This is a genomic window from Pelagibius marinus, from assembly GCF_014925385.1.
Lineage (GTDB): Bacteria > Pseudomonadota > Alphaproteobacteria > Kiloniellales > Kiloniellaceae > Pelagibius > Pelagibius marinus.
In genome coordinates, this window is the sequence record NZ_JACSDK010000010.1 from 230843 (window position 1) to 257218 (window position 26376).

The window sequence follows — 26376 nt, forward strand, 5'->3', positions numbered from 1 at the left end:
GCCGTTGCCGAAGACGACGACCGTCTGTGTGGTAGCGGGATGAATATATAAATAGCAAAAATAATGATGATACAATTCAACTAGATGAGATAGGAATATTTCAATATTTCATATATTCAGAAAATAAATACCGTGATTAATTTGTGTTTTCCTGTAGAATGCTAAATATAAAGGGAGAAGTGGTTTTTCCCTAATTGGAGGACCTTGATATGAACGCTCCCGAATGGCTCAAACCCGCAGCTTATGGTGCCGCAGTCGGCGCCGTCGCCTTGGCGATTGCCGGATTTTCCTGGGGCGGCTGGGTGACCGGCGGCACCGCCGAAAAGATGGCGGCCGAAAAGGCCCGCCATGAAGTCGTCGCCGCTCTGGTGCCGGTCTGTCTCGAGCAGTCCAAGCAGGACCCGCGCATGACCGAGACCCTCGCCCAGCTGAAAGCTGCCAGCAGCTACAAGCGCAGCGGCATGATTATGGACGCCGGCTGGGCCACCATGCCTGGGGCGGACGATCCGGACCGCGCCGTCGCGACCGCCTGCATGGCGAAGCTGGCCGACCAGTTCTAGGTCGTTGCTTGGTGCACGAGGCCATGGACAAAGCGAAGCTTGCCCATGACCTCGGGCGCCAGAACGAAGGGATAGAGGTCGGGCTGGCCCATGCTGTGATTGAGGCTGTTCACCGCCGAGGTGAGCGGCAGCCAGGCTGCGGTCAGTGCATCGAAATCGCCGTGGCGGTAAGGGTCGAAATCGATCTTCATCTTCAACGGCGACAGGCGGCCGGCTTTGGCGTCAACTTCTAGGCCAAAGGCCGCGGCTGTTTCGAGCGTATCCACCATGTGCAGATAGTGCGCCCAGGTCTCCGCGAAGTCCTCCCAGGGATGAGCGCTGGCGTAGCTGCTGGCGAAGTGTTCCCGCCAGTCAGCCGGCGGTCCCCCGGTGTAATGTGCCTCCAAGGCGGTCCCGTAGTCGCGGCGCTCGTCTCCGAACAGCTCACGAAAGCTGTCGTGCCAGACGCCGCCGCTTACCAGGCGCTCCCAGTAGTGATGGCCGATCTCGTGGCGAAAGTGCCCCAGGATCGTGCGATAGGTCTCCGCCATCTCGCGGCGGTGGCGTTCGCGCTCGACATCGTCGGCCTCGGCGAGGTTGATGGTGATCTGGCCCTCGGCATGGCCGGTGATCACCTGTGGGCCTTCCTGAAATGCTGTGCCGCTGTCCGACAGGAAATCGAAGACGAGGCCCTTCTCGGCATCGTCGTGCCGGCTGACCAGCGGCAGTCCGAGGCGCAGCAGGGCATAGACCAGCCGGTGTTTGGCAGCCTCCATACGCTGCCAGAGCAACAGGTTATCGGCGACATGGAGGTCGGGGATAGTCCGGTTCAGCCGGCAGGCGGCGCAGAAGGCGTGGCCGCTGTTGGCCGGCACCAGCCAGTTGCAGGCGTCGTAATTGGAATTGGCGCAGAAGCGGAACAGGTCGCCTGGCGCGGCCAGGGCGCGCCAGGTGTTGTCTCCCGTCGCTTCTAGGGCGCTCAGTTCCGCGCGGTCGCTGAGGTAGCCGAGCAGCCGTCCGCAGCGCTCGCAGCGCGTATTCTCGAAGAACAGCAGCTGGCCGCAGTCCTGGCACTCGAAGAGTTTCATGCGGAGACCTTAGTCCCTTGGACCCGTCGCTTGCGATGCCAAATCAAATGCTTCAGCCGCCCTTCTTCGTCTCCGCCTCGTAGCGGGCGCGGGTTTCCTCGTTCATGGGGTAGAGGCCGGGCAGTTTGGCGCCGTTCTGGACCTCCTTCATGATCCAGGCTTCCTGGCGCTCCTGCTCGATGCCCAGCGCGGCGACCTCTTCGATCAGGTCCTTGGGGACCACCACGGCGCCGTCCTTGTCGGCGACGATGAGGTCGTCGGGGAAGACCGCGACGCCGCCGCAGGCGATGGGCTGCTGCCAGCCGACGAAGGTCAGGCCGGCGACCGAGGGCGGCGCGGCGATGCCGCTGCACCACACCGGCAGGCCGCTGTCCTCCACGCCTTCGCGGTCGCGCAGCACGCCGTCGGTGACCAGGGCGGTGACGCCGCGCTTGCGCATGCGCGCGCAGAGGATGTCGCCGAAGATCCCGGCGTCCTGCACGCCCAGGGCGTCGACCACGGTGATGACGCCCTCGGGCATTTCCTCGATGGCGGCGCGGGTGGAGGTCGGCGACGACCAGGAGGCCGGGGTGGCCAGGTCCTCGCGCGCCGGCACGAAGCGCAGGGTGAAGGCGGGGCCCACCAGGCGCCCCCAGGAGCGCAGCGGCTTCGGTCCGCGCAGGCCGACGTTGCGCAGGCCCTTTTTCAGCAGGATGGTGGTGATGGTCGCGGTGGTGATGCTCTCGTAGGCTTCACGCAGGGCGGGGTCGAGCGTCACGGCGGAACTCCTTGGTCCGGAGGGTGTTTAGTAACCGAGGGCGCAGCCGTCCTTGCGCGGATCGGAGCCGCCGGCCAGCGTGCCCTGGTCCCAGTCGATCTGGATTGCCTGGCTGCCGCCGATCGGCTTGTCGGGCGGGCAGAAGCGGTGGCCCATCTCCTCCAGCTTGGCCAGCACCTCGCGCGGCACGCCGCTCTCGGCCTCCACCTCGGTCTTGCCGGGCGGCGGGAAACTGCGCGCCAGGTCCATGGATTGCTGCACATCCAGGCCGTAGTCGAAGAGGTTGGTGAGGAAGCGCGCGTGGCCGCAGGCCTGGTATTGTCCACCCATGACGCCGAAGGGCATGACCGCGCGCTCACCCTTGGCCACCATGCCGGGGATGATGGTGTGCATGGGGCGCTTGCCCGGGGCGATGCAGTTGGGGTGCTCCGGATCGACGGAGAAGGAGGTGCCGCGGTTCTGCAGGATGATCCCTGTCTTCGGGCCGCAGATGCCGCTGCCGAAGGAGCTGAAGGTGGAGTTGATGAAGCTGACCGCGTTGCGGTCCTTGTCGACCACGCAGATGTAGACCGTATCGGCGTGGGCGGCGACCGGTGCCGGGGCGCTCGGCGCCGTGGCCCGCTTGGGATCGATGGCCGCGCGCAGCTCGGCGGCGTAGTCGGCCGACAGCAGCATTTCCACCGGCACCTCCGCCTGGGCCGGGTCGGCCACATAGGCGTTGCGCGTCTGGTAGGCGAGGCGGGTGGCCTCGATCTCCAGGTGCAGGCGCTCGGCGCTCATCGCGCCCAGGGACGGGAGGTCGTAGCCGGAGAGGATGTTCAGCAGCAGCAGGGCGATGACTCCCTGGCCGTTGGGCGGGCACTCGTAGACGTCGTAGCCTTTGTAGCCGGTCTTGATCGGATCGACGTACTCGCCGCCGGCGGCGGCGAAGTCCTCCAGGCTGTGCAGGCCGCCCAGCTCCTTCAGGTGCGCCACCAGGTCCTCGGCTATGGCGCCTTTGTAGAAGGCGTCGCGGCCCTGCTCGGCGATCAGCTCCAGGCTGGCCGCCAGGGCCGGCTGGCTATGGATGCTGCCCAGCGCCGGCGGCTTGCCGTTCGGCAGGAAGATGCCGCTGGCCGCCGGGTCGTGGGACAGGGTCTCGACTTCGCCGGCCCAGTCCGTCGCCACGCGCTCGGTGATCGCGTATCCCTCATGCGCGAAGCGGATCGCCGGCTGCAGAAGGTCGCCCAGGCTGCGCGTGCCGTGGTCGCGCAGCAGCTGAGCCCAGGCGTCGACCGCGCCGGGCACGGTGACGGCGTGGGGGGTATAACGCTCGATCTTGTCGATGCCCTGGTCGGCGAACCACTTGGCGGTGGCCGCCTGGGGTGCCCGGCCCGAGCCGTTGAAGGCGACGATGTCGCTGCTGCCCTTGGGGGCGAAGAGCACGAAGCAGTCACCACCCAGGCCGGTGGATTCAGGCTCCACTACGCCCTGAACCGCACAGGCCGCCACCGCCGCGTCCATGGCATTGCCGCCCTCCTGCAGCACGTTGATGGCCGTCAGCGTCGCCAGGCTGTGCGAAGTCGCCGCCATGCCGTTCAGCGCGCGGGCGACCGAGCGGCCGGGCAGTTCCAGATTTCTCATAAGTTATTGAGTTCCTTTGTCGCAGATGTCGCGCCCCTGAGGGCGAGGCGCGCGCCGGCATTCCCAGCAGACCGGCGTCCCATATCCCTAGACCCTTGATGTAGCGGGCGAACCGGTTCTTGGGAAGCCCCCCTCTAAATTCCCGCACGAACGATTCTTGAGGAAACCCGCCGATTTTTCCTCACGGCTCCTCATCACATCGATTATAGTGACCTTGTTGCAATCAGAGCCAAGACTCCTTCTGCCTGCGCCACGGGGAATGAGGCTGCGTCGGGATGCACGGTCTCAAGAACTACAATCTCGTTGTCGAACCTTGGCCGGGGAACCCCGGCCCCAACGGCCCGCGCGGACGCCGGGGCTACCGCTGGCGCGTGGCTTGGAAACACCAGGGTGAGTTCTATGCCGAGGGCTTCGAGGATTCGCACGCATCGGCGCGCGCCGCCGCCGAAGCCTATCTCGCCGCGCAGGGCATCCAGATCATGTCGCTGAGCCGGCCGGCCCTGCCCGGCGCCCAGGGGGCCGCCCAACGTGCCGTGGTGGATAAGGCCGGCGGCGTCTGAGCACAATCAGCCGAATTGAAGTATGATCCAGCGCGAGACTCGGGCGCCACGCCGGCGCGTGCCGGCCCGTGCCTTTCCTGCTGTCGTTCGCTACGAGATCTGATTCATGGACGTTGAGAGCCTGGCCATTCCCGAAGTAATGCTGCTCAAGCCCGACAGACACGGTGACCACCGCGGCTTCTTCTCGGAGACCTACAACAAGCGGGCCTTTGCCGCCGCCGGCATCGACATGGAGTTCGTTCAGGACAACCACTCCCTCTCTGCCGAGGCGGGCACCGTGCGCGGCCTGCACTTCCAGGTGCCGCCGCGCGCCCAGGCGAAGCTGCTGCGCGTGATCCGCGGGGCGGTTTTCGACGTGGCGGTCGACCTGCGCGCCGGCTCGCCCACCTACGGCCGGCACGTCAGCGCCGTGATCTCCGCCGAGGCCTGGAACCAGGTCTTCATTCCCGTCGGCTTCGCCCACGGCTTCTGCACCCTGGAGCCGGGCAGCGAGGTCCTCTACAAGGTCAGCGACTTCTATGCGCCGGAGGCCGAGCAGGGCCTGCTGTGGAACGACCCGGAACTCGGCATCGACTGGCCGGCGGAGGCCGGCACGATGCTGTCGGAGCGTGATCGGGCCTGGCCGGGGCTAAGGGATTTATCAAGGGTTTTCCAATATGACCAAGGGCGTTAGAAGGTTTTCTGCAGCCTGTCTGGGAAGTTCATCCGGAACACCTTGGGGTGGGCGCAGGACGGCGAAGGGGGCTGCATGAAGATCCTGGTCACCGGCGGCGCCGGCTTTATCGGCTCCGCCGTCATCCGCCACCTCATTCGCGAGGGCGCTGCAGCGGTGGTGAACGTCGACAAGCTGACCTACGCCGCGACGCCCGAGGCCCTGGAGGAGGCGGGCGAGAGCCCGAACTACGCCTTCGCCAAGATCGACATCTGCGACGGTCCGGCGCTGCGCGAGGTCTTCGCCGCGCATCGGCCCGATGCGGTGATGCACCTGGCCGCTGAATCCCACGTCGACCGCTCCATCGACGATGCCGCCGACTTCATCCAGACCAACGTGGTCGGCACCTGCCGCCTGCTGGAGACGGCGACGGACTACTGGCGCGCGCTGGAAGGGCCGGCGCAGTCCGCATTCCGGTTCCATCATATCTCCACCGATGAGGTCTTCGGCGCCCTGGGGGCGGAGGGCCACTTCACCGAGGAAACACCCTACAAGCCGAACTCGCCCTATTCCGCCAGCAAGGCGTCCTCCGACCATTTCGTGCGCGCCTGGCACCAGACCCACGGCCTGCCGGTGGTGACCAGCAATTGCTCCAACAACTACGGCCTCTATCAGTTTCCCGAGAAGCTGATTCCACTGATGATCATCAATGCGCTGACCGAGAAGCCGCTTCCGGTCTACGGCAAGGGTGAGAACGTGCGCGACTGGCTGCACGTGGAAGACCACGCCCGCGCGCTGGTCGCGGTGCTGACGCAAGGCCGTGTCGGTGAGACCTACAACGTCGGTGGCGACAGCGAGATGCGCAACATCGACGTGGTCCACATGATCTGCGACTTGGTCGACGAGCTCAGCCCGCGTGCCGAGACGGTCGAGGGCGGCGGCGGGCGGCGCGACCTCGTCACTTTCGTCACCGACCGGCCGGGCCACGACCTGCGCTATGCGGTCGACGCCTCCAAGATCAAGCGCGAGCTCGGCTGGACGCCGCAGGAGAGCTTCGCCTCCGGCCTGCGCAAGACCGTCGTCTGGTATCTTGAGCATCAGGACTGGTGGCGCGGCATCCTGGAGCGCCGCTACGCCGGCGAGCGCCTCGGCTTGTCGAAAGCCGATCAGAAAGCGGGATAGATGTCCGCGGCGGGGGACAGCGCGGCGGGGCCGCTTCTGCTGCTCGGCGCCGAGGGCCAGCTCGGCCACGAGGTCCGCAAGCTGGCGGCGGGCCGCGGCCTGGCCCTGACGGCCCTCAACCGCAAGCAGCTCGACATCACCGATGCCGCCGCCGTGAAGCAGGCGCTGGGGCGCGGCTATGTCACGGTGATCAACGCCGCCGCCTACACCGCCGTCGACAAGGCCGAAAGCGAGGAAGCGCTGGCCATGGCCGTGAACCGCGACGGCGCGGCCCACCTGGCCCGGGCCTGCCGCGACAGCGGCGCGGCGCTGATCCACCTCTCGACCGACTATGTCTTCGACGGCCTGAAGGGCGCGGGCTATCGCGAGGACGATCCGGTCCACCCGATGAACGTCTACGGCCGCAGCAAGGAAGCGGGTGAGGCGGCGGTGCGCGCGGCCCTGCCGGCGCATGTCATCCTGCGCACCTCCTGGGTCTTCGGCGCGGCGGGCGGCAATTTCGTGAAGACCATGCTGCGCCTCGGCGGCGAGCGCGAGGAACTCTCCATCGTCGCCGACCAGCACGGCTGTCCGACCCCGGCGGCGGCCCTGGCCGAAGCCGTTCTGGTGGTGGCCGAACGGCTGGACGAGACGACCTACGGCACCTATCACTGCGCCGGGGCGGAGCGCACCTCCTGGTACGATTTCGCCCAGGCGATCTTCATCGGGCAGGAGGAGATCACCGGCCGCGAGGGGCCGAAGCTGCGCCCCATCGCCACCTCGGACTATCCGACCGCGGCGCGTCGCCCCCCGGATTCCACGTTGGATTCCGGCCTGTTTCAGGTGACCTTCGGGCAGGGGCCGATCGACTGGCGGCGCGGTTTGTCGACTGTGTTGCAGGAACTGCTGGTTCCGCAGGAAAAGGGCCAGGGCTTAAGGGGGAAGGTATGAAAGGTCTCGTTCTCGCCGGCGGCTCCGGCACCCGGCTGCATCCGGTGACCCGGGCGGTCAGCAAGCAGCTGCTGCCGGTCTACGACAAGCCGATGGTCTACTATCCGCTGTCGGTGCTGATGATGTCGGGCATCCGCGACATCCTGGTCATCACCACGCCGCACGATGCGCCGCTGTTCCACGAGCTGCTGGGCGACGGCAGCCAGTGGGGGATCAACCTCAGCTACGCCGTGCAGCCGAAGCCGGAGGGCCTGGCCCAGGCCTTCCTCATCGGCCGCGACTTCATCGCCGGTCAAAAGTGCTGCCTGATCCTGGGCGACAACATCTTCTACGGCCAGGGGCTGCAGGACGTACTGATGCGCGCCGCCGCTTTGCGCCAGGGCGCGACGGTCTTCGGCTACCAGGTCTCCGATCCCGAACGCTACGGCGTGGTCGAGTTCGACGCCGCCGGGCGGGCGGTCAGCCTGGAGGAAAAGCCGCGCCACCCGAAGTCGCGCTTCGCCGTCACCGGGCTCTACTACTATGACGAACAGGTGGCGGATATCGCCGCCGACCTGAAGCCCTCGGACCGCGGGGAGCTGGAGATCACCGACCTCAACCGGCGCTACCTGGAGGCCGGGCAGTTGCAGGTCGAGCGCCTGGGCCGGGGCTATGCCTGGCTGGACACCGGCACTCACGACAGCCTGATCGACGCCGCCCAGTTCGTGCAGACCATCGAGCATCGCCAGGGCCTGAAGGTCGCCTGCCTGGAGGAGATCGCCTTTCGCAAGGGCTTCATCACCGCCGACGCGCTGCGGGCGTTGGCCGAGCCGCTGCGCAAGAACGACTACGGCCTCTACCTGCTGCGCGTCGCCGAGGGGCTCTAACGGGCCGGCGCCTTCTTCGCAGTTGCGGAAATACGCCGACGCTCCTGGGCACTGTTGTCAGTTTGTTGGCAATTGAATTCACTGCGCGACGGAGGCAGGCTCCTGCCTGAGGAGCGCGCCATGCCACGTGTGACGTTCACCGCCAACCTGCAGCGCCATCTCGACGTGCCGTCGCTTGAAGCCAGCGGTGCGCGGGTGTGCGAAGTGCTGGCGGCGGTCTTCGAGCAGCGTCCCTTGCTGCGCTCCTACATCGTCGACGACCAGGGCCGCCTCAGGCGCCACGTGAACGTTTTCGTGAACTCGGTGCTCATCACCGATCGCGAGGGCCTCAGCGATGCCGTGCGTCCCGACGATGAGGTGTTTGTTTTCCAGGCACTTTCAGGTGGGTAGGCAGAGATGGGCGAGCATATCTTGGTGGCGACCCGCAAGGGTCTCTTCGGCGTTGGATTCAATGGCGTGGCGGGCGACCCGCGTCCCGTCGGCTTTCTCGGCGATCCGGTGTCCGCCGTAATGCAGAACGAGCAAGATGGGGCGATCTACGCGGCCCTGAATCTCGGTCATTTCGGGGCCAAGCTGCACCGTTCCGACGACTTCGGCCTAACCTGGACGGAACTGCCGGTCCCCGCCTATCCACCGGGCGAGGGCGAAGACGCCGCGAGCCTGAAGTTCATCTGGACCCTGGCCCGCGGCGGCCTTGAACAGCCCAAGCGCCTCTGGGCCGGCACGCTGCCGGGGGGCCTCTTCCGCTCCGACGACCGCGGCGAGTCCTGGGAACTGGTCGAGAGCCTTTGGAACCAGCCCTCCCGCAGCGAATGGTTCGGCGGCGGCTACGACGATCCGGGCATCCATTCCATCAACGTCGATGATAACGGCAGGCTCGTCGTCGGGATTTCCTGCGGCGGTGTCTGGATCAGCGAGGACGACGGGGAAAGCTGGACCCTGGGCGGCAAGGGGCTGGCCGCCGACTACATGCCGCCGGACCGGCGGAACGATCCCACCATACAAGACCCGCATCGCCTGGCGGTCTGCCAGGCTGCGCCGGACACGGTCTGGTGCCAGCACCATTGCGGCATCTTCCGCTCCGACGACGGCGGCCACACTTTCACGGAAATCAAGGAGGTGGCGCCCTCGGCCTTCGGTTTCGCCGTCGCGGCCCATCCGCAGGACCCCAAGACCGCCTGGTTCGTTCCGGCAGTAAAGGACGCGTGCCGCGTGCCGGTCGACGGCCGCTTCGTGGTGACCCGCACGCGCGACGGCGGTGCCAGTTTCGAGACCCTTTCGAAAGGGCTGCCGCAGGAGACGGCCTTCGACCTGGTTTACCGCCATGCCCTGGCGGTAGGTGGAGACGGCAGGGCGCTCATCATGGGGTCGACCACCGGAGCCCTGTGGCTGAGCGAGGATGCCGGAGAGTCCTGGCGGCTGTTGAGCACACACCTGCCGCCGATTGCCCAGGTCTGTTTTGTCGGCAAGCCTTGATCGGCTACGCGATTTGGGCTTCGCTGGCGGTGGCACCGCCGCCGGAGGACCAGAGTCGTGAGCGAAGAGAAGAAGCCGCTCTACTACGCCGACTACCTGCAGCTTGACCGGCTGCTCGGCGCCCAGGCGCCGGAAAGCGTGCGCCTGGGCAAGCCGGCCCACGACGAGATGCTGTTCATCGTCGTGCACCAGGCCTACGAGCTGTGGTTCAAGCAGATCCTGCACGAGATGACGCGGATCGATGCGATCTTCGCCGCCGAGAACCTGGACGACCGCGACATCGGTCGGGCGGTCGCGGCGCTGGAGCGCATCGAGCGCGTCCTGAAGCTGCTGATCGCCCAGCTCGACGTGCTGGAGACCATGACGCCGCTGGACTTCCTGGAGTTCCGCGACCTGCTGTTCCCGTCCTCGGGCTTCCAGTCGCTGCAGTTCCGCCTCATCGAGATGGGGCTCGGCCTGCGCCGGCAGGACCGCATTGGCTTCGAGGCCAAGCCCTTCGACGCCCGCCTCAGCGAAGCGGATCGCGCGAAGCTGCGCGAGGCGGAGAAGCGGCCCAACCTCAGCGACCGCATCGAGGCCTGGCTGGAACGCACGCCCTTCGTGGAGCTGGGCGGCTACAAGTTCCAGGAGGCCTACCGCGCCGCCGTGGCGCGCATGCTGGACCAGGACACGGCGACCCTCAGGGGCAGCGCCCAGATCGCCGAGGAGGAGAAGACCGCCGGCCTCGCCGCCCTGGAGGCGGCGCGGGTGCGCTTCGAGGCGATCTATGACGAGGCGCGCCATGCGGAGCTGGTGAAGGAGGGGGCCTGGCGCCTCTCCTGGCGGGCCCTGCAGGCGGCGCTGTTCATAAACCTCTACCGCGACGAGCCGGTGCTGCAGTTGCCCTTCCGCCTGCTGAGCCTGCTGATGGACATCGACGAGACCATGACCGCCTGGCGCTATCGCCATGCTCTCATGGCCCAGCGCATGATCGGCATGAAGCTCGGCACCGGCGGCTCCTCCGGCCACGACTACCTGGCCGAGGCGGCGCGGCGCTACCGCGTCTTCGGCGACCTTTTCGCGCTCTCGACCTTCCTCATCCCGCGCTCGGCGCTGCCGCCGCTGCCCGAGCCGCTGCGCAACGTCATGGGCTACAGTTATTCGGCGGGCCGGCCGTAAGGGGGATGGGGTGAGCGGCAGCTACAAGGCGCACTTCCAGCGCTTCATCGAGGCCGCGCCGGGACGCCTGCATTTCGCGGCGCACAGCCACCACTACTGGCCCGACGTCACCTTCGACGCCCAGGTGCAGTGCTGGCAGGACGCGGCGCGCCTGACCGGCGGCAAGTGGGAGCTGGTCCTGGGCGAGGTCATGCCGGAGGTGCAGCGCGGCATCGCCCGCCACCTGAACCTGCCCGATCCCGCGAGCCTCGCCTTCGCGCCCAACACCCATGAACTCGTGAAGCGCCTGCTGTCCTGCCTGCCGGCCGAGCGGCCGCCGCGCATCCTGACCAGCGATGGGGAGTTCCACAGCTTCACCCGCCAGATCGCACGGCTGGAGGAGGACGGCCTGGCCGAGGTGACGCGGGTGCCGGTCGAGCCCTTCGACAGCTTCGCCGAACGTTTCGCGGCGGCCGCGTCGAAGGGCGGTCACGACATGATCTTCGTCAGCCAGGTGTTCTTCAATTCAGGCTTTGCGCTCACCGACCTGGCAGCCCTGCTGGACGGCCTGCCGGCGGAACCCTTTGTGGTGATCGACGGTTACCACGGCTTCCTGGCGCGGCCGAGCGACCTGGGCGGCATCGCCGCGCGGGCCTTCTACCTGGCCGGCGGCTACAAGTACGCCATGTCAGGGGAGGGCGTGTGCTTCCTGCACGCGCCGCCGGGCTATGGGCTGCGTCCGCGTGACACCGGATGGTATGCCGCCTTCGGGAAGTTGACCAAGGCCGGCGGCAGTGGCATCGCCTACGCCGAGGACGGCGGCCGGTTCTTCGGCGCCACCTTCGACCCGGTAGGACTTTACCGGATGCGGGCCGTGCTGCGTTTGCTGGAGGCACTGGGGCTGGACGCGGCGGGCATCCACGCCCATGCGCGTGCCTTGCAGGACCGCTTCCTCGCGGGGCTGAAGGCGCGGCCGAGCCCTGCGTTGCCGCTGGAGCGCCTGTTGCTCGATCCACAAAAGCTGCCCTGCGGCAACTTCCTGACCTTCGACCTGGGCGGTGAAGCGGCGGCGGCGGACCTGCATGCGCGCCTCACGGCCGCGGGCGTGGCCAGCGACTATCGCGGCAGCCGCTTGCGCTTCGGCTTCGGGCTCTATCAGGAGGCGGCGGACGTCGTCGATCTGCTGGGGCGTCTGGCGGCTCTCTAGGGCAGGAACAGGCCTCAGTTCCTGAACACAACCGGGACCACGCCTTCCTTTTCCGTCGCGGCCGAGCCGTCCAGCGGCAGGATGCAGGTGATGCGCTTGGCGCGCTCCTCGGCGATCGTACGGCTGGGGAAGGTCTGCTTGCAGATGGTGATGCCGATGAGCCCTTCCGGCGCACCGTCTTCGTCCAGCAGCGGCAGCAGCAGGCGTTCGCCGTAACTCGGACGCTGCCACTCGTGATAGAGGCGCCCGACCACGAGGCAGATCGCCGGCCGTTCTACGCAGGCGCGGAAGTAGCTGACGACGGTTTCGCGGGCTTCCTCGGCCAGGGTGTCGTCCAGGTAGGCGCCCGTCAGGGGAAACTCGTAGCGCGCCCGGATGTTCTCGCCGACCAGGCGATAGCGCAGGCGTGCCTCTTCCCGCACGTAGTCCATCAGCCAGATGTCGGAGAGGATCCGCGGCATCGATTCCGGTGCCAGGTCGCGACGGCTGGGCGGCTGCGCGCCCTTGCCGGCGGCAAGCCAGGCGTTCAGCAGCATGGGCGCCTCCGGGCTTGCCAGATAGCCGCGGGCGCCTTCGGCGACCTCGCGCCATCGGGCAAAGGAAGGCGACGGGAAGGGAAGTTTGGTCGAGAAGATCGGTCGGGTCTCCGCAAGCGGCGCGCAAGAAGGCGTCATGCCGGCGCTGGGTCGCGCGCAAGCTGCCCCAGCAGAGGGTGATCTGCAAGCAGATTGATGATCAGAATTCGCTGAGCAGCAATGCTAGTTCTTCGCAGGTTGCCGGCGTAGGCATGCGGTGGCTGTCCGCGCAGCAACCTGCTGAAGAATCCTGGCTTGGCTGTTCGCCCGGCCGGCCCTCGATTACTTCGAGGCAGCCTTGCGCGCGGCCTTGCGCACGGCAGCCTTTTGCGCTGCCCGCTTGCTCGCCGCGATCTTCTTGGCGCCGGCCTTCTTGGCCGCGGCCTTCTTCTTCACTTCGCTCTTCACGGCGCCGGCCTTGGCCGCCTTGCTGCGCTTGGCGGCCGTCTTCTTCGCGGCGATCTTTTTGGCGCCGGTCTTCTTGGCCGCGGCCTTCTTCTTCACTTCGCTTTTAAGGGCGCCGGCCTTGGCCGCCTTGCTGCGCTTGGCGGCCGTTTTCTTCGCGGCGATCTTCTTGGCGCCGGTCTTCTTCGCGGCGGTACGTTTGGTTGCCATGCAGGTCCCCCTGATTGCTCCTAGTGTCTCTTGGACGAGCTGGTTGAGGCGGAATACTTCACACGGATCACTACGGTCGCTTCCTTGTCGCCGGCCCATCCCCCAGTGGGGCATGCGACTCGACGGCGGTTGCTGCCGCCGCGCATCTTCGAGCAAATCGAAGTCGTTCTTCAAGAGGCATCAACGTCGTCGGCTGTTGAAAGAGGTCGCCTGTCGCAGGCCCGGCGCATGCCGCCGTGCGGCGATGCCCTCGGCGTCGCTCGGGCGCGCCCGTTGGATCGGACCAGGCGGGGGGCCGCTCTGCTGCAAGGCGTCACCCGGTCGGGGCCTGAGGGGCCCCGGAGACTTTGCGCAGTCTGCGCAGGGTCCGGATTGGGACGCGCTGTGAGCCTGCGGCAAGATCGAGGGGCGCCGCGGGAAAGGAAAAGGGCCCCGGCCATGCGGCCTGGGCCCTTTTCTGAATGGCTCCGCGGGCAGGACTCGAACCTGCGACATGGTGGTTAACAGCCACCCGCTCTACCAACTGAGCTACCGCGGATCAGGATATGATCGGCTTTGCCGGGTGGACCCGGCGCGGCGAAGCGGGGTTATATCAAACCGCTCGCGGCGCTGCAAAGTTTTTGCAGCAGAAAAATCACAGCTTGGCCCGGCGGGCCTGCCGGCCCGGGGAGCCCTCGCTTCAGGCCCCGGCAACCACCGCCAGGACGCATTTCGCGACCGGCAGGTAGGCGGAGTTAGGCATGTGAAACCAGCGCAGAAACTCGGCCGTGGTCATCTCGCCGGCCAGCCAGTTCTCCAGGAACATCTGGCTCACCGGGTGCAGGTGCTCGGGCAGGCAGACGAGAATGTCTTGGCGGATGGCCTTGGCTCCCGCGTGCTGATCCGGCTTAGCAGCGGCGCTGCGGCGGCTGATTTTCGACGGGCCGTCGCCTGACGCCGAGTGTTCGGCGGACAGTTGGATCCGATCTCCAGGCAGTTTAAGGGCAGGGACGGGGCACCGGCAACCGCAGGGATTGATCATAATGTTCATGATTTGTTCTTGACTTCTCCAGAAGCCGCCCTAAGCTTCGTCCTCAACGTCATCGGTGCCCCGGCGGGGTGCCCGTTCTGGGGAGATACAAGATGTACAGTTCGGAGATGAACGGCTTTCAGCCGCCAAGGTGGGAACGTCTGGTCAGCGCCGTGGCGGCGCTCGGCACCTTTGCCTTCTTCTTTTCGGCGGTGGGCTACGGCTGGTACAGCCTGCTGTTGGCCATGGCACGCTAGCGGCGGTCGCCGTCGCGGGCCCTGATCGAGAAGAAGAAAGGTGGAGGCCCGGGCCGGAATCGAACCGGCGTGCAAGGATTTGCAATCCTCTGGATGACCACTCTCCCACCGGGCCGTCGGTGGAGGGGCGAAGCTATACTTCCGGCTCCGGCTCGGGTCAAGCTGACTGCGCGACCCGGGTGACGGGGGGTTCTGCTGCGTTGTTTTCGAGCGCTTGGGCGTTTATAAACCAAAGCCGTATCGGCCTTTAGGCCGCAGCAGAGCGAACGGCCAGAGCGACGATAAGTGACATGACGGATTTCGCAGCAGCACGCCTCAATATGGTAGAGAGCCAGATCCGCACCAACAAGGTGACGGACCAGCGGATTATCGCGGCCTTCGAAGCCGTCCCGCGGGAGCTTTTCGTCGACCAGGCGAAGCGCGGCATCGCCTATATTGACGAGGATCTCGAGGTGGCGGCCGGGCGCTATCTGATGGAGCCCATGGTCCTGGCCCGCCTGCTGCAGGCCGCCGGCCCCCAGCCCGGTGATATCACCCTGGATGTCGGCTGCGCCACGGGCTACTCCACCGCGGTCCTGGCCCAGCTTTCCGAGACGGTGGTTGGCGTCGAGAGCGACCGTCAGCTCATGGACGAAGCGAATCGGACGCTGAATGCGCTTGATGTCGACAACGCTGTGGTCGTCGAAGGGGCGCTGAACGTCGGTTACCAGAAGCAGGCGCCCTACAACGTTATCGTCTTTCAAGGCGCGGTCAGCGCGGTGCCGGATACGGTCAAGCGGCAGCTGAGTGACGGCGGCCGCCTGGCGGCGGTGGTCTGCGACGAGGCCGGCATCGGCCGCGGCACGCTGGTCCAGCGTTCGGGCGACAGCTTTTCCGCCCGGGTTCTCTTCGACGCCGCGACGCCGTTGCTGCCGGGCTTCGAGCGTGAGGTCGGCTTCGTCTTTTAAGGCCGTTTTCGGGCGGCGGGGTTTCGGGGATGAGCCCGCCGCACGGCGCGTACTTGAAGAGTGGCCCGTTGCGGCTCAAGTAAGGAATCGGGCCGGCTTCGCGGCGGGCCGGTGGATCTCATTCGCAAATTGGGGAAGCGTACGCATGCGATCGATGAAAGCAGCGCGGCAGGGGCGCGCTTTTGCAGGGGCTCTGGTTGCAATTCATGGCGTGGTGATCCTGGGTGGCCTCGGCACGGCGCCGGCGGCGGCGCAGACTCTGAACGAGGCGCTGATCCAGACCTACCAGTCCAATCCCACGTTGAGCGCGGCGCGCGCCCAGTTGCGCGCCACCAATGAAAGCGTGCCGCAGGCACTCTCCGGTTGGCGTCCGCTGGTGGAGCTGGAAGGCAGAGGCGGCAAGGCCTATGACGACAACATCCGCCCGACCGGTGACGACGATGGCCGCAGCCCGGCCAGCGGCGAACTGGTGCTGACCCAGCCGCTCTACCGCGGCGGGCGGACCGTCGCCGGGACCGATCGGGCCGAAAACCAGGTGCTGGCCGAACGCGCGCGGCTGGAGTCGACGGAGCAGGACGTGCTGCTCAGCGCCGTGACGGCCTATGCCGACGTCTGGCGCGACCAGTCGGTCCTGACGCTCAACGTGAACAACGAGCAGGTGCTGGCCCGCCAGCTGGAGGCGACCCAGGACCGCTTCGACGTCGGCGAACTGACCCGCACCGACGTGGCCCAGTCGGAAAGCCGCCTGTCCAGCGCGACGGCCGACCGCATCGGCGCGGAGGGCAACCTCTCGTCCAGCCGCGCCACCTTCGAGAACGTGATCGGCATCTACCCGCAGCGCCTGGATCAGCCCGCCCTGCCGGCGGAACTGCCCAGGACCCTGGATGACGTGGTCAGCGCCGCCGAGAGCAATAACCCCAACGTCCGGGCGACCAACTACGACGAGCTCGCGGCGCTGCGCTCGGTCCGTGAGGTCGAGGGCGAACTGCTGCCGACAATCAATCTGCAGGGCTCGGTCGGCTACCAGCACGAGCGCTCCTCGCGGACCAGCGAGAGCACCAGCGCCGAGGTGCTGGCCATTGTCTCGGTGCCGCTCTACCAGCAGGGCTCGGTTTCCAGCCGGGTCCGGGAATCCAAGCAGGTGGCCAGCCAGCGCCGGCTCCTGGTCCGCGAAGCGCTCCGCCAGGCCCGCGAAGACGCGACGTCGGCCTGGGAGAGCCTGCTCACCGCGCGGGCCCAGATCAGCGCCCTGGAGCAGAGCGTGCGGGCCAATGAAATCGCCCTGGAGGGCGTACGCCAGGAGAACGCCGTGGGTGCGCGTACGGTTCTGGACGTGTTGGACGCCGAGCAGGAACTGCTGGACGCGCAGGTCAGCCTGGTCAGCGCACAGCGTGACGAGATCGTCGCCACCTACCAAGTCTTCAGCGCCATCGGACGTATGACAGCCAGTAGTCTGGGGCTCAATACGGCCATCTACGACCCGGAATCCGACTATAACGCGGTGCGCGACAAGTGGTTCGGCCTGGACGCGCCGGGCTCCGATGTCGAGAGCTTCCAGGGCGGTTTGACCGGCGAACAGTAGGGTTCGGCCCCAAAAACCGCCCAGCCGGGCGGTGGTTTGGTTAACAGAAAATTTCCGCTTTCCGGTTATCCAATGTTACAAGACCCTTGCCGTGAAGAGGCGGCCTGGGCTTTTGGAGACTGAGTGGCCGGAGTGGTATGAGCGAGCCGGAAGCGCAAAACGAACCGACGATGGAGGAAATTCTCGCCTCCATCCGCCGAATTATCTCCGAGGACGAGACCGAAGAGGGCAAGCCCGCCGAGGGCGCGGCCCCGGCGGCAGAGGCTGCGCCTGCGCCCGCCGCGCCGGCGCCGGAGCAGGCCCCGGCTGCTGCCCCGCCGCCGGTCGCCGAGTCCGGGGCCGAAGGGGCTGACAATATTCTCGACCTGACCAAGATGGTCACCGAGGACGGCAGCGTCGTCGATCTGGCCGCCCAGAAGGAGGCCGAGGCCGCTGCCGAGGCGGCAGCATCCGAGCCCGAAGCCGAGCCCGAGCCCGAGCCTGAGGTGGCCGCCGAAGAGGCCGCCGCGCCTGCCGAGGAAGAAGCCCCGGCAGAGCAGGCCCAGGGTGAGGAAGCCCCTGTTGAGGAAGCTGCGGCGCCCGACGAGGAGACCGAAGCCGCGCCGGACGACGAGGAGCCCGCCGAAGAACTGCTGAAGCCCATGGAATCCGCGGAAGCGGAGGAGGCTCCGGCCGAGGCGGCTGCGGAAGAAGACGCTGCCTTTGAAGGGGCCGCGGAGGAGCCTGCCGAGGAAATCACGGCCGAGGAGGCGCCCAGCGAGGCCTCCCTGGGCCAGGAATTGGCGCCGGCCGATGGCGGCAGCGAGTATGTCTCGGCGGAAACCGCCGCGACCGCCACGGCCTCCCTGGCCGCGATCAGCAAGGCCGCCATGGCCAACCGCGAGGGCGATGCCATCGCCATCGGCGGCGGGCGGACCCTCGAGGAACTGGTGCGCGAGTCCCTGGCCCCGGAACTGAAGGGCTGGCTGGACGAGAATCTCCCCGATTTGGTAGAACGCATTGTTCGCGAGGAGATCCGCAAGATGGTACGACGCGCCGAGGATCAGTAGGCTCCCCGGAAACCCGTCAAAATCACGGCATACCGGGCGGTCAGAGCCCTCGCCAGAGAGGTGATCTGACCGGGTAGCGGCCTGTTGCTATGGCGCTGTCGCCTGCCATCTGTTAGACCCCTCCGCTAAATCGAGCGTTCCCGCCATTTCTCGCAGCCGGGGGCGCGCCAAAGCGACAGTTCAAGAGGACCGCCAGCAATGCTGGATAAGACCTATCGGCCCGACGAGGTCGAGGATCGGCAGTATTCCCGTTGGGAGGCCGCGGACGCCTTTTCGGCCAAGTTCGACGCCACCAAGGAACCCTTCACCATCATGATCCCGCCGCCCAACGTGACGGGCAGCCTGCACATGGGTCATGCGCTGAACAACACCATCCAGGACATCCTGGTCCGCTACCAGCGCATGCAGGGCAAGGACGTGCTGTGGCAGCCGGGCACCGACCATGCCGGCATCGCCACCCAGATGGTGGTCGAGCGCCAGCTGGGCGAGGAAGGCATCGAGCTGGACCGCGGCCTGCCGCTGGCCCTCGGCAACACCAAGCACATCGGCCGCGAGGAGTTCATCGAGCGGGTCTGGAAGTGGCGCGACCAGTCCGGCGGCACCATCCTGAAGCAGCTGCGCCGCCTGGGCGCCTCCTGCGACTGGCAGCGCGAGCGCTTCACCATGGACGAGGGCCTCTCCGAGGCGGTGCTGAAGGTCTTCGTGACCCTCTACCGCGAGGGCCTGATTTACCGCGACAAGCGCCTGGTGAACTGGGACCCGCGCTTCCATACCGCGATCTCCGACCTGGAGGTCGAGCAGAAGGAAATGAACGGCCACCTCTGGCACTTCCGCTACCCCATCGAAGGGGAAGAGGGCCGCTTCATCACCGTGGCGACGACCCGCCCGGAGACCATGCTGGGCGACACCGCCGTGGCCGTGCATCCGGACGACGAGCGCTACAAGGACCTGGTCGGCAAGCACGCCATCCTGCCGCTGGTCGGCCGGCGCATCCCCATCGTCGCCGACGACTACGCCGACCCGGAGCAGGGCTCGGGCGCGGTGAAGATCACCCCGGCGCACGACTTCAACGACTTCGAGGTCGGCAAGCGCCACGATCTGGAGATGATCAACGTCTTCGACCGCGACGCGCGCCTGAACGACGGCGTGCCGGAGGCCTACCGTGGCCTCGACCGCTTCGACGCCCGCAAGAAGATCGTCGCCGACATGGAGGCCGAGGGCCTGCTGGAGAAGGTCGACGACCACCGTCACATGGTGCCGCACGGCGACCGCTCCCACGTGGCCATCGAGCCCTACCTGACCGACCAGTGGTACGTGAACGCGGCCGAGCTGGCCAAGCCCGCCATCGCCGCGGTGGAGCAGGGCGAGACCGTCTTCGTGCCCAAGCAGTGGGAGAAGACCTACTACGAGTGGATGCGTAACATCCAGCCCTGGTGCATCTCGCGCCAGCTGTGGTGGGGCCACCAGGTGCCGGCCTGGTACGGGCCCGACGGCGAGGTCTTCGTCGCCCACGACGAGGCCGAGGCGGCTGGCCTGGCCGAGCAGCACTACGGCAAGGCGGTGGAACTGACCCGCGACAGCGACGTGCTGGACACCTGGTTCTCCTCCGCGCTCTGGCCCTTCTCGACGCTGGGCTGGCCGGAGGAGACCGAGGCCCTGAAGCGCTACTACCCCGGCGACGTGCTGGTCACCGGCTTCGACATCATCTTCTTCTGGGTTGCGCGCATGATGATGTCGAGCCTGCACTTCATGGACGGCAAGGTGCCCTTCCACACCGTCTACATCCATGCCCTGGTGCGCGACGAGAAGGGGCAGAAGATGTCGAAGTCCAAGGGCAACGTGCTGGATCCCCTGGACCTGATCGAGAAGTTCGGCGCCGACGCCGTGCGCTTCACCCTGACCGCCCTGGCCGCCCAGGGGCGCGACGTGAAGCTGGCGGAAAGCCGCATCGAGGGCTACCGCAACTTCTGCACCAAGATCTGGAACGCGGCGCGCTTCAACGAGATGAACGAGTGCCGCTACGACGCCGACTTCGATCCCGCCGCCAACAGCCAGCGCGTCAACCGCTGGATCGTCAGCCAGCTGGCCCAGACCGAACCCAAGGTGCGCCGCGCCATCGAGGACTACCGCTTCAACGAGGCGGCCCAGGCGCTTTACCAGTTCATCTGGAACACCTACTGCGACTGGTACCTGGAGTTCGCCAAGCCGCTGCTGCAGGGCGAAGACGCCGCGGCCAAGGCCGAGACCCGCGCCTCCGCCCAGTGGGTGCTGCACCAGGCGCTCTTCCTGCTGCACCCGATCATGCCGTTCCTGACCGAGGAGCTGTGGCAGCAGACCGGGGAGGGCGACAGCAGTCTCATGATCACCTCGGCCTGGCCGGTCTTCGCCGAGAGCCTCACCGACGCCGAGGCCGATGCGACGCTGGGCTGGGTGGTGCGCATGATCGGCCAGATCCGCGCCGTGCGCTCGGAGATGAACGTGCCGCCGGGCGCGCGAATCGCCCTCATCGTCAATGACGCTTCGGCCGGGTCCAAGGCCCGGATCGGCGACCACGAGGCGCTGATCAAGACCCTGGCGCGGGTCGAGACCATCACCTTCGACCAGCCGGTGCCCCAGGGCTCGGTGCAGGACGTGCTGGACGAATGCTCGCTGGTGCTGCCGCTGGCCGAGGTCATCGACCTGGACCAGGAGCAGGCGCGGCTGAAGAAGGAGATGGACAAGCTGAAGGGCGAGATCACCAAGCTCGACAAGAAGCTTTCCAACGAGCAGTTCCTCGCGAAGGCGCCTGAAGACGTGGTGGCCGAGCAGCGTGAGCGCCTGGCCGACAGCCAGCAGACCATGACCAAGCTGCAGAGCGCCCTGGAGCGTCTCGCCTCTGCATAACCCGGTGGAGCACAGCTGTGGAGTCTGCAGAAAATTTCTTTCAGATCAGTGATTTGAAGGAGTTTCTTCAAGGCTCTTGGGCCCTGGAGCGGCGGCTCGACGATCGCCGGGCCGGCCAGCAGGGCCGGCTCAGCGGCCAGGCGCTCTTCGCGCCGCTGGAGGGGGACCTGCTTTACCGCGAGGAAGGCCGCCTGACGATCGGCGAGCATGTGGGGCCGGCCGAACAGTCCTACCGCTACAGCTTTCCCGCGCTGGATCGCGCGACGGTCCACTTCCGCGACGGCCGCTTCTTCCATGATCTCGATCTGTCCAGTGGCACCTGGGCCTGCACGCACCTCTGCGACCCGGACCGCTACCAGGGCGAATTCTCGGTTCTGGACGCCGATACCTGGCGCGTGATCTGGCATGTCACGGGGCCGCGCAAAGACCTGACACTTGACAGCACCTATCGCCGGGCGCTGTAAGAGGGGCAGCGAATACGCTCAAGACACCATTGGACACCATTGGCATGAAGGGGACGGCATAAAATGACCATGATCGACCTGCAGGCGCGCCACGACACCCTGGCGGCGGCGCTGTGGCCCAGCCAGGGCAAACTGGCGCAGATGAACGGCCTGCTGCGGGCTTCCTTGCTGGCAGTTGCCGGCTCCCTGTTCCTCTGGGCCTGCGCCAAGATCCAGGTGCCCTTCTATCCGGTGCCGGTCACCATGGGCACCTTCGGCGTACTGGCCATCGGCATGGCCTTCGGCTGGCGCCTGGGCGCGGCCACCGTGATCCTCTATCTGGCCGAGGGCGCCATGGGCCTGCCGGTCTTCGCCGGCACCCCGGAAAAGGGCATCGGCCTGGCCTACATGGCCGGCCCCACCGGCGGCTACCTCGCCGGCTATGTGCTGGCGGCGGCGGCCTGCGGCTGGCTGGCCGAGCGCGGCTGGGACCGCAGCGTGGTCACCGCGGCCCTGGCCATGCTGGCCGGCAACGTCATCCTCTACGTGCCGGGCCTCTTGTGGCTGGGCGTGCTCTTCGGCTGGGACAAGCCGATCCTGGAGTGGGGCCTCATCCCCTTCATCCCCGGCGATGTGCTGAAGCTGGCCCTGGTGGCCGCCAGCCTGCCGCTGGCCTGGAAGCTGCTCGCCAAGCGCGGCTGACGCTCAAGGCCCAGGACAGTCCCTTGAAAGGGCCGGCTTAGCCGGCCCTTTCCCGTTTCCAGCTGGGCGCATAGCGGCATTCGTATTTCGCGGTGGTGGCGCCCGGGCGCGCCCGCTATTCTCCGCGCTAAATCACCAAGAAAACCAAGGGATCTCAGAGGGAGCGTTCGATCATGCCACTCGATTCCAAGCCGACCTTCGACAAATCCAAGCTGCCGAGCCGCTACGTCTCGGTCGGCCCGGAAAGCGCGCCGCATCGCTCCTACTACTACGCGATGGGGATGACGGAAGAGGAGATCGCCCAGCCCTTCGTCGGCGTGGCGACCTGCTGGAACGAGGCCGCGCCCTGCAACATCTCGCTGTCGCGCCAGGCCCAGTCGGTCAAGCGCGGCGTCAAGGCCGCCGCCGGCACCCCGCGCGAGTTCTGCACCATCACCGTCACCGACGGCATCGCCATGGGCCACCAGGGCATGAAGTCCTCCCTGGTCAGCCGCGACCTGATCGCCGATTCCGTCGAGCTGACCATGCGCGGCCACTGCTACGACGCCCTGGTGGGGCTGGCCGGCTGCGACAAGTCGCTGCCCGGCATGATGATGGCCATGGTGCGCCTCAACGTGCCCTCGGTCTTCATGTACGGCGGCTCCATCCTGCCGGGCCGCTACAAGGGCAAGGACATCACCGTGCAGGACGTCTTCGAGGCGGTGGGTGCGCACTCCGCCGGCAATATGTCCGACGAGGAACTGCACGCCGTCGAATGCGCGGCCTGTCCCTCCGCCGGCTCCTGCGGCGGCCAGTTCACCGCCAACACCATGGCCTGCGTGTCGGAGGCCATCGGCCTGGCGCTGCCCGGCTCGGCCGGCGCCCCGGCGCCCTACGAGTCCCGCGACGCTTACGCCGAGGCCTCGGGCCATGCGGTGATGCAGGCGCTGGCCCAGGGCATCCGCCCGCGCGACATCGTCACCCGCAAGGCGCTGGAGAACGCCGCGCGTGTCGTGGCCTGCTCCGGCGGCTCGACCAACGCCGGCCTGCACCTGCCGGCCATCGCCCACGAGGCGGGCATCGACTTCGACCTGCAGGCGGTGGCGGATATCTTCCGCTCCACCCCCTACATCGCCGACCTGAAGCCCGGCGGCCGCTACGTCGCCAAGGACCTTTTCGAGGTCGGCGGCGTGCAGGTCATCATGCGCGCCCTCCTGGACGGCGGCTACCTGCACGGCGACTGCGTCACCGTCACCGGCAAGACCATCGAGCAGCAGCTCGAAGGCGTCACCCTGCCGAGCGACCAGGACGTCGTGCGGCCCTGTTCCGATCCCATCACGCCGACCGGCGGCGTGGTCGGGCTGTGCGGCAACCTGGCGCCGGAGGGCGCCATCGTGAAGGTGGCCGGCATGAAGAACCAGAAGTTCCGCGGCACCGCCCGCGTCTTCGACTGCGAGGAGGACGCCTTCCACGCCGTCGAGGCGCGTGACTACAAGGAAGGCGAGGTGCTGGTCATCCGCTACGAGGGCCCCAAGGGCGGCCCGGGCATGCGCGAGATGCTCTCCACCACCTCGGCGATCTACGGCCAGGGCATGGGCGACAAGGTGGCGCTCATCACCGACGGCCGCTTCTCCGGCGCCACGCGCGGCTTCTGCATCGGCCACGTCGGCCCCGAGGCCGCGGTCGGCGGCCCCATCGGCCTGTTGGAGAACGGCGACATCATCGTCATCGACGCCGAGGCGGGCACCATCGAGGTCGAGCTCTCCGACGAGGAGCTCGCCAAGCGCCGCGAGAAGTGGCAGCCGCGCGAGCACGATTATCAGTCGGGCGCCATCTGGCGCTATGCCGCGACCGTGGGGCCGGCCTACAAGGGCGCCGTCACCCATCCGGGCGGCAAGGCCGAGACCCACGTCTACGCGGACATCTGAGGACAGGGAAGAGTCAGGGATCATGGCCCGCATCGCCTTCGGCGGTTTCCAGCACGAGACCAACACCTTCGCCCCGTCGAAGGCGACCTATGACGACTTCCTGAAGCCCGGCGCCTGGCCCGGGCTGACCCGCGGCGCGGCCCTGTTCGACGCCATCGCCGGGATCAACATCCCGGTGGCCGGCTTCGTCGAGGCGGCCAGGGCGCAGGGCCATGAGCTGCTGCCGCTCACCTGGACCAACGCCACGCCCTCGGCCCATGTGACCGAGGACGCCTACGAGCGCATCGCCGCCATGCTGCTGGAAGACCTGGCGGCGCTGAAGGATCTGGACGCGCTCTACCTCGATCTGCACGGCGCCATGGTGGCCGAGCATGTCGACGACGGCGAAGGCGAGCTGCTGCGCCGGGTGCGTGACCTGGTCGGCCCCGACCTGCCGCTGGTGGTGAGCCTCGACCTGCACGCCAACGTGACGGCGGAGATGGTCGAACTGTCCGACTGCCTGGACATCTACCGCACCTATCCGCACGTCGACATGGCCGCTACCGGGCGGCGCTGCGCCCAGCACCTCGATGCCTTGCTGAAGGGTGAGGGCGGGCGCTTCAAGGCCTTCCGGCAGATGCCTTTCATGATCCCGCTGACCAGCGGCTGCACCTACGAGGGCCCGGCCAAGGAGGTCTACCGCGAGGTGAAGCTGCTGGCCCAGGAGCCGGGCGTCACCGGCGTCTCCTTCGCCTGCGGCTTCTGCCCGGCGGACTTTCCCGGCGCCGGCGCCTCGCTGGTCGCCTACGGCACCTCCCAGGAAGCCGCCGACGCAGCGGCGGCCAACCTTTACGAGGCCGCCATCGAGCGCGAGTCCGCCTTCGCGCTGGAGGCGCTGCAGCCGGCCGAGGCGGTGCGCGAGGCCATGCGCATCGCCCGCCATACCGACAAGCCGGTGGTGCTGGCCGACGCCCAGGACAATGCCGGTGGCGGCGCCAACTCCGACACCACGGGCCTGCTGCGCGCCCTCATCGAGGAGCGGGCGGAGGGCGCGGTGCTGGCCAACCTCTACGACCCCGCCGCGGCGGAAGCCGCGCATGCGGCGGGCGAGGGAGCCGAGGTCGCGCTGGCCCTCGGCGGCCGCTCCGGGGTGCCGGGCGACGCGCCCTACGAGGCGACCTTCAAGGTGCTGCGTCTCGGCGACGGCCAGTGCACCGGCACCGGCCCTTTCTACAAGGGCGCTCACATGAAGCTGGGCCCCACGGCGCTGCTGGAGAAGGACGGCGTGAAGGTGGCCGTGGCTTCGGCCAAGGTGCAGCTCGCCGACCAGGCCATGCTGCGCCACCTGGACATCGAGCCGGCGGCGCAGAAGATCCTGGCGCTCAAGTCCTCGGTCCACTTCCGCGCCGATTTCCAGCCGCTCTCGGAGGCTGTGCTGGTGGTGGTCTCTCCGGGGCCGGTGGTTCTCGACAACCGCGAGCTGGCCTTCCGCCGCCTGCGTCCCGGCCTCAGGATCATGCCCTGCGGCCCGGTCTTCACCCCGGCGGACCCGGCAGCGGCCGAATAGGCCCCTCGGCGGCCGTTGCCGCGCCCCCGGAAAGCCCCGGAATCCGGGACCTCTGGCGGGCTATTTTCCAAGCATTTGCAGCGATTTGCGCTCTTCGCCACTTGTTAACAGACCGGCGCAATACTTAATCCTGCGGAAGTGATCAGGACCGGGTGTCGGGCCCGGGCACCTTTGATTCGGGGAGATGGGGCCCCGGGGACAACGAGGCGGGGGCCTTGGCAGGTGGCTGCGATGGTAGAACTGACTCTAGTTGAACAACAGGTTGCCCTGGACCAGCCGGGCAAGCTGCAATACGGCGCCGAGACGCTGGACTGCATGGTGGTTCAGCTGTCGCGCAAGGGTGCCCAAGTCCGTTTTGGGGGGGAGTGTCAGGAGGGCAAACTGCAGGAGGCCAAAGAGGTCTTCCTGTCGATCGAAGGCTTCGGCCAGCTTTCCTGCCGCGTCGTGGACAGCGACGGCGACTACGCCGATCTGCGCTTCCAGGGCGACCCGGAAACCCAGGACTCGGTCTTTCAGGAACTGCTCGCCCAGATGGGCGACGATGAGGGGCGCCGCCGCTACCTGCGCCGCTCGGTGCTGTGGCCCGGAACCCTGAAAGGCGGTCCCGGCCAGATGGACTGCACCATCCTCAACATGTCGCTGGGCGGAGCCAAGGTGGCGCTGAGCCAGCAGCACGACTGCTCGGGCAGCGTCACGCTGTTCGGCGACCGCTTCGACGGCCTGGAAGCCACCGTGATGTGGCAGCGCGGCCGTGTGGTCGGCCTGCAGTTCAAGGCGGAGCCGGCCGAGATCGCCCGCATCCTCGGTGACCTGCTGCCGGCCATCAAGGCTTCGGCCTGACGCG

Annotated in this window: 26 protein-coding genes and 2 tRNA genes; 20 read left to right on the plus strand and 8 right to left on the minus strand. The window is 67.3% G+C overall.

Annotated elements, in window-relative coordinates; all coding sequences use genetic code 11:
• Positions 1-209 precede the first annotated feature (209 nt).
• Positions 210-560 (plus strand): hypothetical protein, encoded by a 351-nt coding sequence (locus H7X47_RS13265; RefSeq protein ID WP_193369165.1) that lies wholly within the window; start codon positions 210-212, stop codon positions 558-560.
• Here the strand turns inward: H7X47_RS13265 and H7X47_RS13270 are convergent.
• From H7X47_RS13270 to ggt, 3 genes are read right to left on the minus strand one after another with little or no spacing between them, the layout of a single operon-like run.
• Complete coding sequence (locus H7X47_RS13270) at positions 557-1627, minus strand: zinc-binding metallopeptidase family protein (RefSeq protein ID WP_193369166.1); 1071 nt, start codon at positions 1625-1627, stop codon at positions 557-559. The genes H7X47_RS13265 and H7X47_RS13270 overlap by 4 nt on opposite strands.
• 52 nt (positions 1628-1679) lie before the next feature.
• Complete coding sequence (locus tag H7X47_RS13275) at positions 1680-2384, minus strand: ribonuclease activity regulator RraA (protein WP_193369167.1); 705 nt, start codon at positions 2382-2384, stop codon at positions 1680-1682.
• 27 nt (positions 2385-2411) lie between these two features.
• A complete protein-coding gene (ggt, locus tag H7X47_RS13280; RefSeq protein ID WP_193369168.1) occupies positions 2412-4007 on the minus strand; it encodes a gamma-glutamyltransferase in 1596 nt (531 codons plus the stop codon).
• Positions 4008-4282: 275 nt separating this feature from the next.
• Between ggt and H7X47_RS13285 the strand changes: the two genes are divergently transcribed.
• The 9 genes from H7X47_RS13285 (at position 4283) to H7X47_RS13325 (ending at position 12017) form a co-directional block, all read left to right on the plus strand.
• Positions 4283-4567, plus strand: a complete 285-nt coding sequence (locus tag H7X47_RS13285; protein ID WP_193369169.1) for a hypothetical protein — start codon at positions 4283-4285, stop codon at positions 4565-4567.
• A gap of 106 nt (positions 4568-4673) precedes the next feature.
• Positions 4674-5240, plus strand: coding sequence for a dTDP-4-dehydrorhamnose 3,5-epimerase (rfbC, locus tag H7X47_RS13290; protein WP_193369170.1), 567 nt, complete (start codon positions 4674-4676; stop codon positions 5238-5240).
• 75 nt (positions 5241-5315) lie between these two features.
• Complete coding sequence (gene rfbB / locus H7X47_RS13295; protein ID WP_193369171.1) at positions 5316-6401, plus strand: dTDP-glucose 4,6-dehydratase; 1086 nt, start codon at positions 5316-5318, stop codon at positions 6399-6401.
• Complete coding sequence (gene rfbD, locus H7X47_RS13300) at positions 6402-7331, plus strand: dTDP-4-dehydrorhamnose reductase (protein WP_193369172.1); 930 nt, start codon at positions 6402-6404, stop codon at positions 7329-7331.
• Positions 7328-8197 (plus strand): glucose-1-phosphate thymidylyltransferase RfbA, encoded by an 870-nt coding sequence (gene rfbA / locus H7X47_RS13305; protein WP_193369173.1) that lies wholly within the window; start codon positions 7328-7330, stop codon positions 8195-8197. The genes rfbD and rfbA overlap by 4 nt, the downstream gene beginning before the upstream one ends.
• A gap of 120 nt (positions 8198-8317) precedes the next feature.
• Positions 8318-8587 (plus strand): MoaD/ThiS family protein, encoded by a 270-nt coding sequence (locus tag H7X47_RS13310; RefSeq protein ID WP_193369174.1) that lies wholly within the window; start codon positions 8318-8320, stop codon positions 8585-8587.
• Between the two features lie 6 nt (positions 8588-8593).
• Positions 8594-9673: a WD40/YVTN/BNR-like repeat-containing protein gene (locus tag H7X47_RS13315; RefSeq protein WP_193369175.1), complete on the plus strand. Its 1080-nt coding sequence runs from the start codon at positions 8594-8596 to the stop codon at positions 9671-9673.
• 57 nt (positions 9674-9730) lie between these two features.
• Complete coding sequence (locus H7X47_RS13320; RefSeq protein ID WP_193369176.1) at positions 9731-10831, plus strand: tryptophan 2,3-dioxygenase family protein; 1101 nt, start codon at positions 9731-9733, stop codon at positions 10829-10831.
• Between the two features lie 10 nt (positions 10832-10841).
• Entirely contained in the window at positions 10842-12017 is a 1176-nt protein-coding gene (locus tag H7X47_RS13325; protein ID WP_193369177.1) for an aminotransferase class V-fold PLP-dependent enzyme, read from the plus strand.
• A gap of 14 nt (positions 12018-12031) precedes the next feature.
• Here the strand turns inward: H7X47_RS13325 and H7X47_RS13330 are convergent, their stop codons facing one another.
• The 4 genes from H7X47_RS13330 to H7X47_RS13345 form a co-directional block, all read right to left on the minus strand.
• Complete coding sequence (locus H7X47_RS13330) at positions 12032-12553, minus strand: PAS domain-containing protein (RefSeq protein ID WP_193369178.1); 522 nt, start codon at positions 12551-12553, stop codon at positions 12032-12034.
• Positions 12554-12874: 321 nt separating this feature from the next.
• A complete protein-coding gene (locus H7X47_RS13335) occupies positions 12875-13381 on the minus strand; it encodes a hypothetical protein (RefSeq protein ID WP_193369179.1) in 507 nt (168 codons plus the stop codon).
• Positions 13382-13669: 288 nt separating this feature from the next.
• Positions 13670-13745: transfer RNA gene (locus tag H7X47_RS13340), tRNA-Asn, on the minus strand.
• Positions 13746-13886: 141 nt separating this feature from the next.
• Positions 13887-14237 (minus strand): hypothetical protein, encoded by a 351-nt coding sequence (locus H7X47_RS13345; RefSeq protein WP_193369180.1) that lies wholly within the window; start codon positions 14235-14237, stop codon positions 13887-13889.
• A gap of 92 nt (positions 14238-14329) precedes the next feature.
• Here H7X47_RS13345 and H7X47_RS13350 point away from each other — a divergent pair, with 92 nt between their 5' ends.
• On the plus strand, positions 14330-14473 hold the full coding sequence (locus H7X47_RS13350; protein WP_193369181.1) for a hypothetical protein: 144 nt from the start codon (positions 14330-14332) through the stop codon (positions 14471-14473).
• A gap of 41 nt (positions 14474-14514) precedes the next feature.
• On the opposite strand, the gene H7X47_RS13355 is transcribed toward H7X47_RS13350, so the two are convergent.
• Positions 14515-14588, minus strand: a tRNA-Cys gene (locus tag H7X47_RS13355).
• A gap of 175 nt (positions 14589-14763) precedes the next feature.
• On the opposite strand from H7X47_RS13355, the gene H7X47_RS13360 reads away from it, so the two are divergent.
• The 9 genes from H7X47_RS13360 to H7X47_RS13400 all read left to right on the plus strand — a co-directional run bounded on the left by H7X47_RS13360 (position 14764) and on the right by H7X47_RS13400 (position 26372).
• Positions 14764-15420 (plus strand): protein-L-isoaspartate O-methyltransferase family protein, encoded by a 657-nt coding sequence (locus H7X47_RS13360; protein WP_193369182.1) that lies wholly within the window; start codon positions 14764-14766, stop codon positions 15418-15420.
• 145 nt (positions 15421-15565) lie between these two features.
• Entirely contained in the window at positions 15566-17002 is a 1437-nt protein-coding gene (locus tag H7X47_RS13365) for a TolC family outer membrane protein (protein WP_227010450.1), read from the plus strand.
• Between the two features lie 137 nt (positions 17003-17139).
• Positions 17140-18051 carry a DUF2497 domain-containing protein gene (locus tag H7X47_RS26605; protein WP_193369183.1) on the plus strand — a complete coding sequence of 304 codons (912 nt, stop codon included), beginning with the start codon at positions 17140-17142 and terminating at the stop codon, positions 18049-18051.
• Positions 18052-18249: 198 nt separating this feature from the next.
• Positions 18250-20934 carry a valine--tRNA ligase gene (locus tag H7X47_RS13375; RefSeq protein WP_193369184.1) on the plus strand — a complete coding sequence of 895 codons (2685 nt, stop codon included), beginning with the start codon at positions 18250-18252 and terminating at the stop codon, positions 20932-20934.
• A 17-nt stretch (positions 20935-20951) separates the two neighbouring features.
• Positions 20952-21398: a DUF6314 family protein gene (locus tag H7X47_RS13380; protein WP_193369185.1), complete on the plus strand. Its 447-nt coding sequence runs from the start codon at positions 20952-20954 to the stop codon at positions 21396-21398.
• A 63-nt stretch (positions 21399-21461) separates the two neighbouring features.
• Positions 21462-22079 (plus strand): biotin transporter BioY, encoded by a 618-nt coding sequence (locus tag H7X47_RS13385; protein WP_227010451.1) that lies wholly within the window; start codon positions 21462-21464, stop codon positions 22077-22079.
• A gap of 173 nt (positions 22080-22252) precedes the next feature.
• Positions 22253-23986 carry a dihydroxy-acid dehydratase gene (gene ilvD / locus H7X47_RS13390; protein WP_193369186.1) on the plus strand — a complete coding sequence of 578 codons (1734 nt, stop codon included), beginning with the start codon at positions 22253-22255 and terminating at the stop codon, positions 23984-23986.
• A gap of 22 nt (positions 23987-24008) precedes the next feature.
• Positions 24009-25532 carry a M81 family metallopeptidase gene (locus tag H7X47_RS13395; protein ID WP_193369187.1) on the plus strand — a complete coding sequence of 508 codons (1524 nt, stop codon included), beginning with the start codon at positions 24009-24011 and terminating at the stop codon, positions 25530-25532.
• Positions 25533-25763: 231 nt separating this feature from the next.
• On the plus strand, positions 25764-26372 hold the full coding sequence (locus tag H7X47_RS13400) for a PilZ domain-containing protein (RefSeq protein WP_193369188.1): 609 nt from the start codon (positions 25764-25766) through the stop codon (positions 26370-26372).
• Positions 26373-26376 lie beyond the last annotated feature (4 nt).

Coding starts and splice junctions, on each gene's coding strand:
- H7X47_RS13265 (WP_193369165.1), top strand. CDS start 210: ATGAACGCTCCCGAATGGCTCAAACCCGCAGCTTATGGTGCCGCAGTC.
- H7X47_RS13270 (WP_193369166.1), bottom strand. CDS start 1,627: ATGAAACTCTTCGAGTGCCAGGACTGCGGCCAGCTGCTGTTCTTCGAG.
- ggt (WP_193369168.1), bottom strand. CDS start 4,007: ATGAGAAATCTGGAACTGCCCGGCCGCTCGGTCGCCCGCGCGCTGAAC.
- H7X47_RS13285 (WP_193369169.1), top strand. CDS start 4,283: ATGCACGGTCTCAAGAACTACAATCTCGTTGTCGAACCTTGGCCGGGG.
- rfbC (WP_193369170.1), top strand. CDS start 4,674: ATGGACGTTGAGAGCCTGGCCATTCCCGAAGTAATGCTGCTCAAGCCC.
- rfbB (WP_193369171.1), top strand. CDS start 5,316: ATGAAGATCCTGGTCACCGGCGGCGCCGGCTTTATCGGCTCCGCCGTC.
- rfbD (WP_193369172.1), top strand. CDS start 6,402: ATGTCCGCGGCGGGGGACAGCGCGGCGGGGCCGCTTCTGCTGCTCGGC.
- rfbA (WP_193369173.1), top strand. CDS start 7,328: ATGAAAGGTCTCGTTCTCGCCGGCGGCTCCGGCACCCGGCTGCATCCG.
- H7X47_RS13310 (WP_193369174.1), top strand. CDS start 8,318: ATGCCACGTGTGACGTTCACCGCCAACCTGCAGCGCCATCTCGACGTG.
- H7X47_RS13315 (WP_193369175.1), top strand. CDS start 8,594: ATGGGCGAGCATATCTTGGTGGCGACCCGCAAGGGTCTCTTCGGCGTT.
- H7X47_RS13330 (WP_193369178.1), bottom strand. CDS start 12,553: ATGCTGCTGAACGCCTGGCTTGCCGCCGGCAAGGGCGCGCAGCCGCCC.
- H7X47_RS13345 (WP_193369180.1), bottom strand. CDS start 14,237: ATGAACATTATGATCAATCCCTGCGGTTGCCGGTGCCCCGTCCCTGCC.
- H7X47_RS13350 (WP_193369181.1), top strand. CDS start 14,330: ATGTACAGTTCGGAGATGAACGGCTTTCAGCCGCCAAGGTGGGAACGT.
- H7X47_RS13360 (WP_193369182.1), top strand. CDS start 14,764: ATGACGGATTTCGCAGCAGCACGCCTCAATATGGTAGAGAGCCAGATC.
- H7X47_RS13365 (WP_227010450.1), top strand. CDS start 15,566: ATGCGATCGATGAAAGCAGCGCGGCAGGGGCGCGCTTTTGCAGGGGCT.
- H7X47_RS26605 (WP_193369183.1), top strand. CDS start 17,140: ATGAGCGAGCCGGAAGCGCAAAACGAACCGACGATGGAGGAAATTCTC.
- H7X47_RS13375 (WP_193369184.1), top strand. CDS start 18,250: ATGCTGGATAAGACCTATCGGCCCGACGAGGTCGAGGATCGGCAGTAT.
- H7X47_RS13385 (WP_227010451.1), top strand. CDS start 21,462: ATGACCATGATCGACCTGCAGGCGCGCCACGACACCCTGGCGGCGGCG.
- ilvD (WP_193369186.1), top strand. CDS start 22,253: ATGCCACTCGATTCCAAGCCGACCTTCGACAAATCCAAGCTGCCGAGC.
- H7X47_RS13395 (WP_193369187.1), top strand. CDS start 24,009: ATGGCCCGCATCGCCTTCGGCGGTTTCCAGCACGAGACCAACACCTTC.
- H7X47_RS13400 (WP_193369188.1), top strand. CDS start 25,764: ATGGTAGAACTGACTCTAGTTGAACAACAGGTTGCCCTGGACCAGCCG.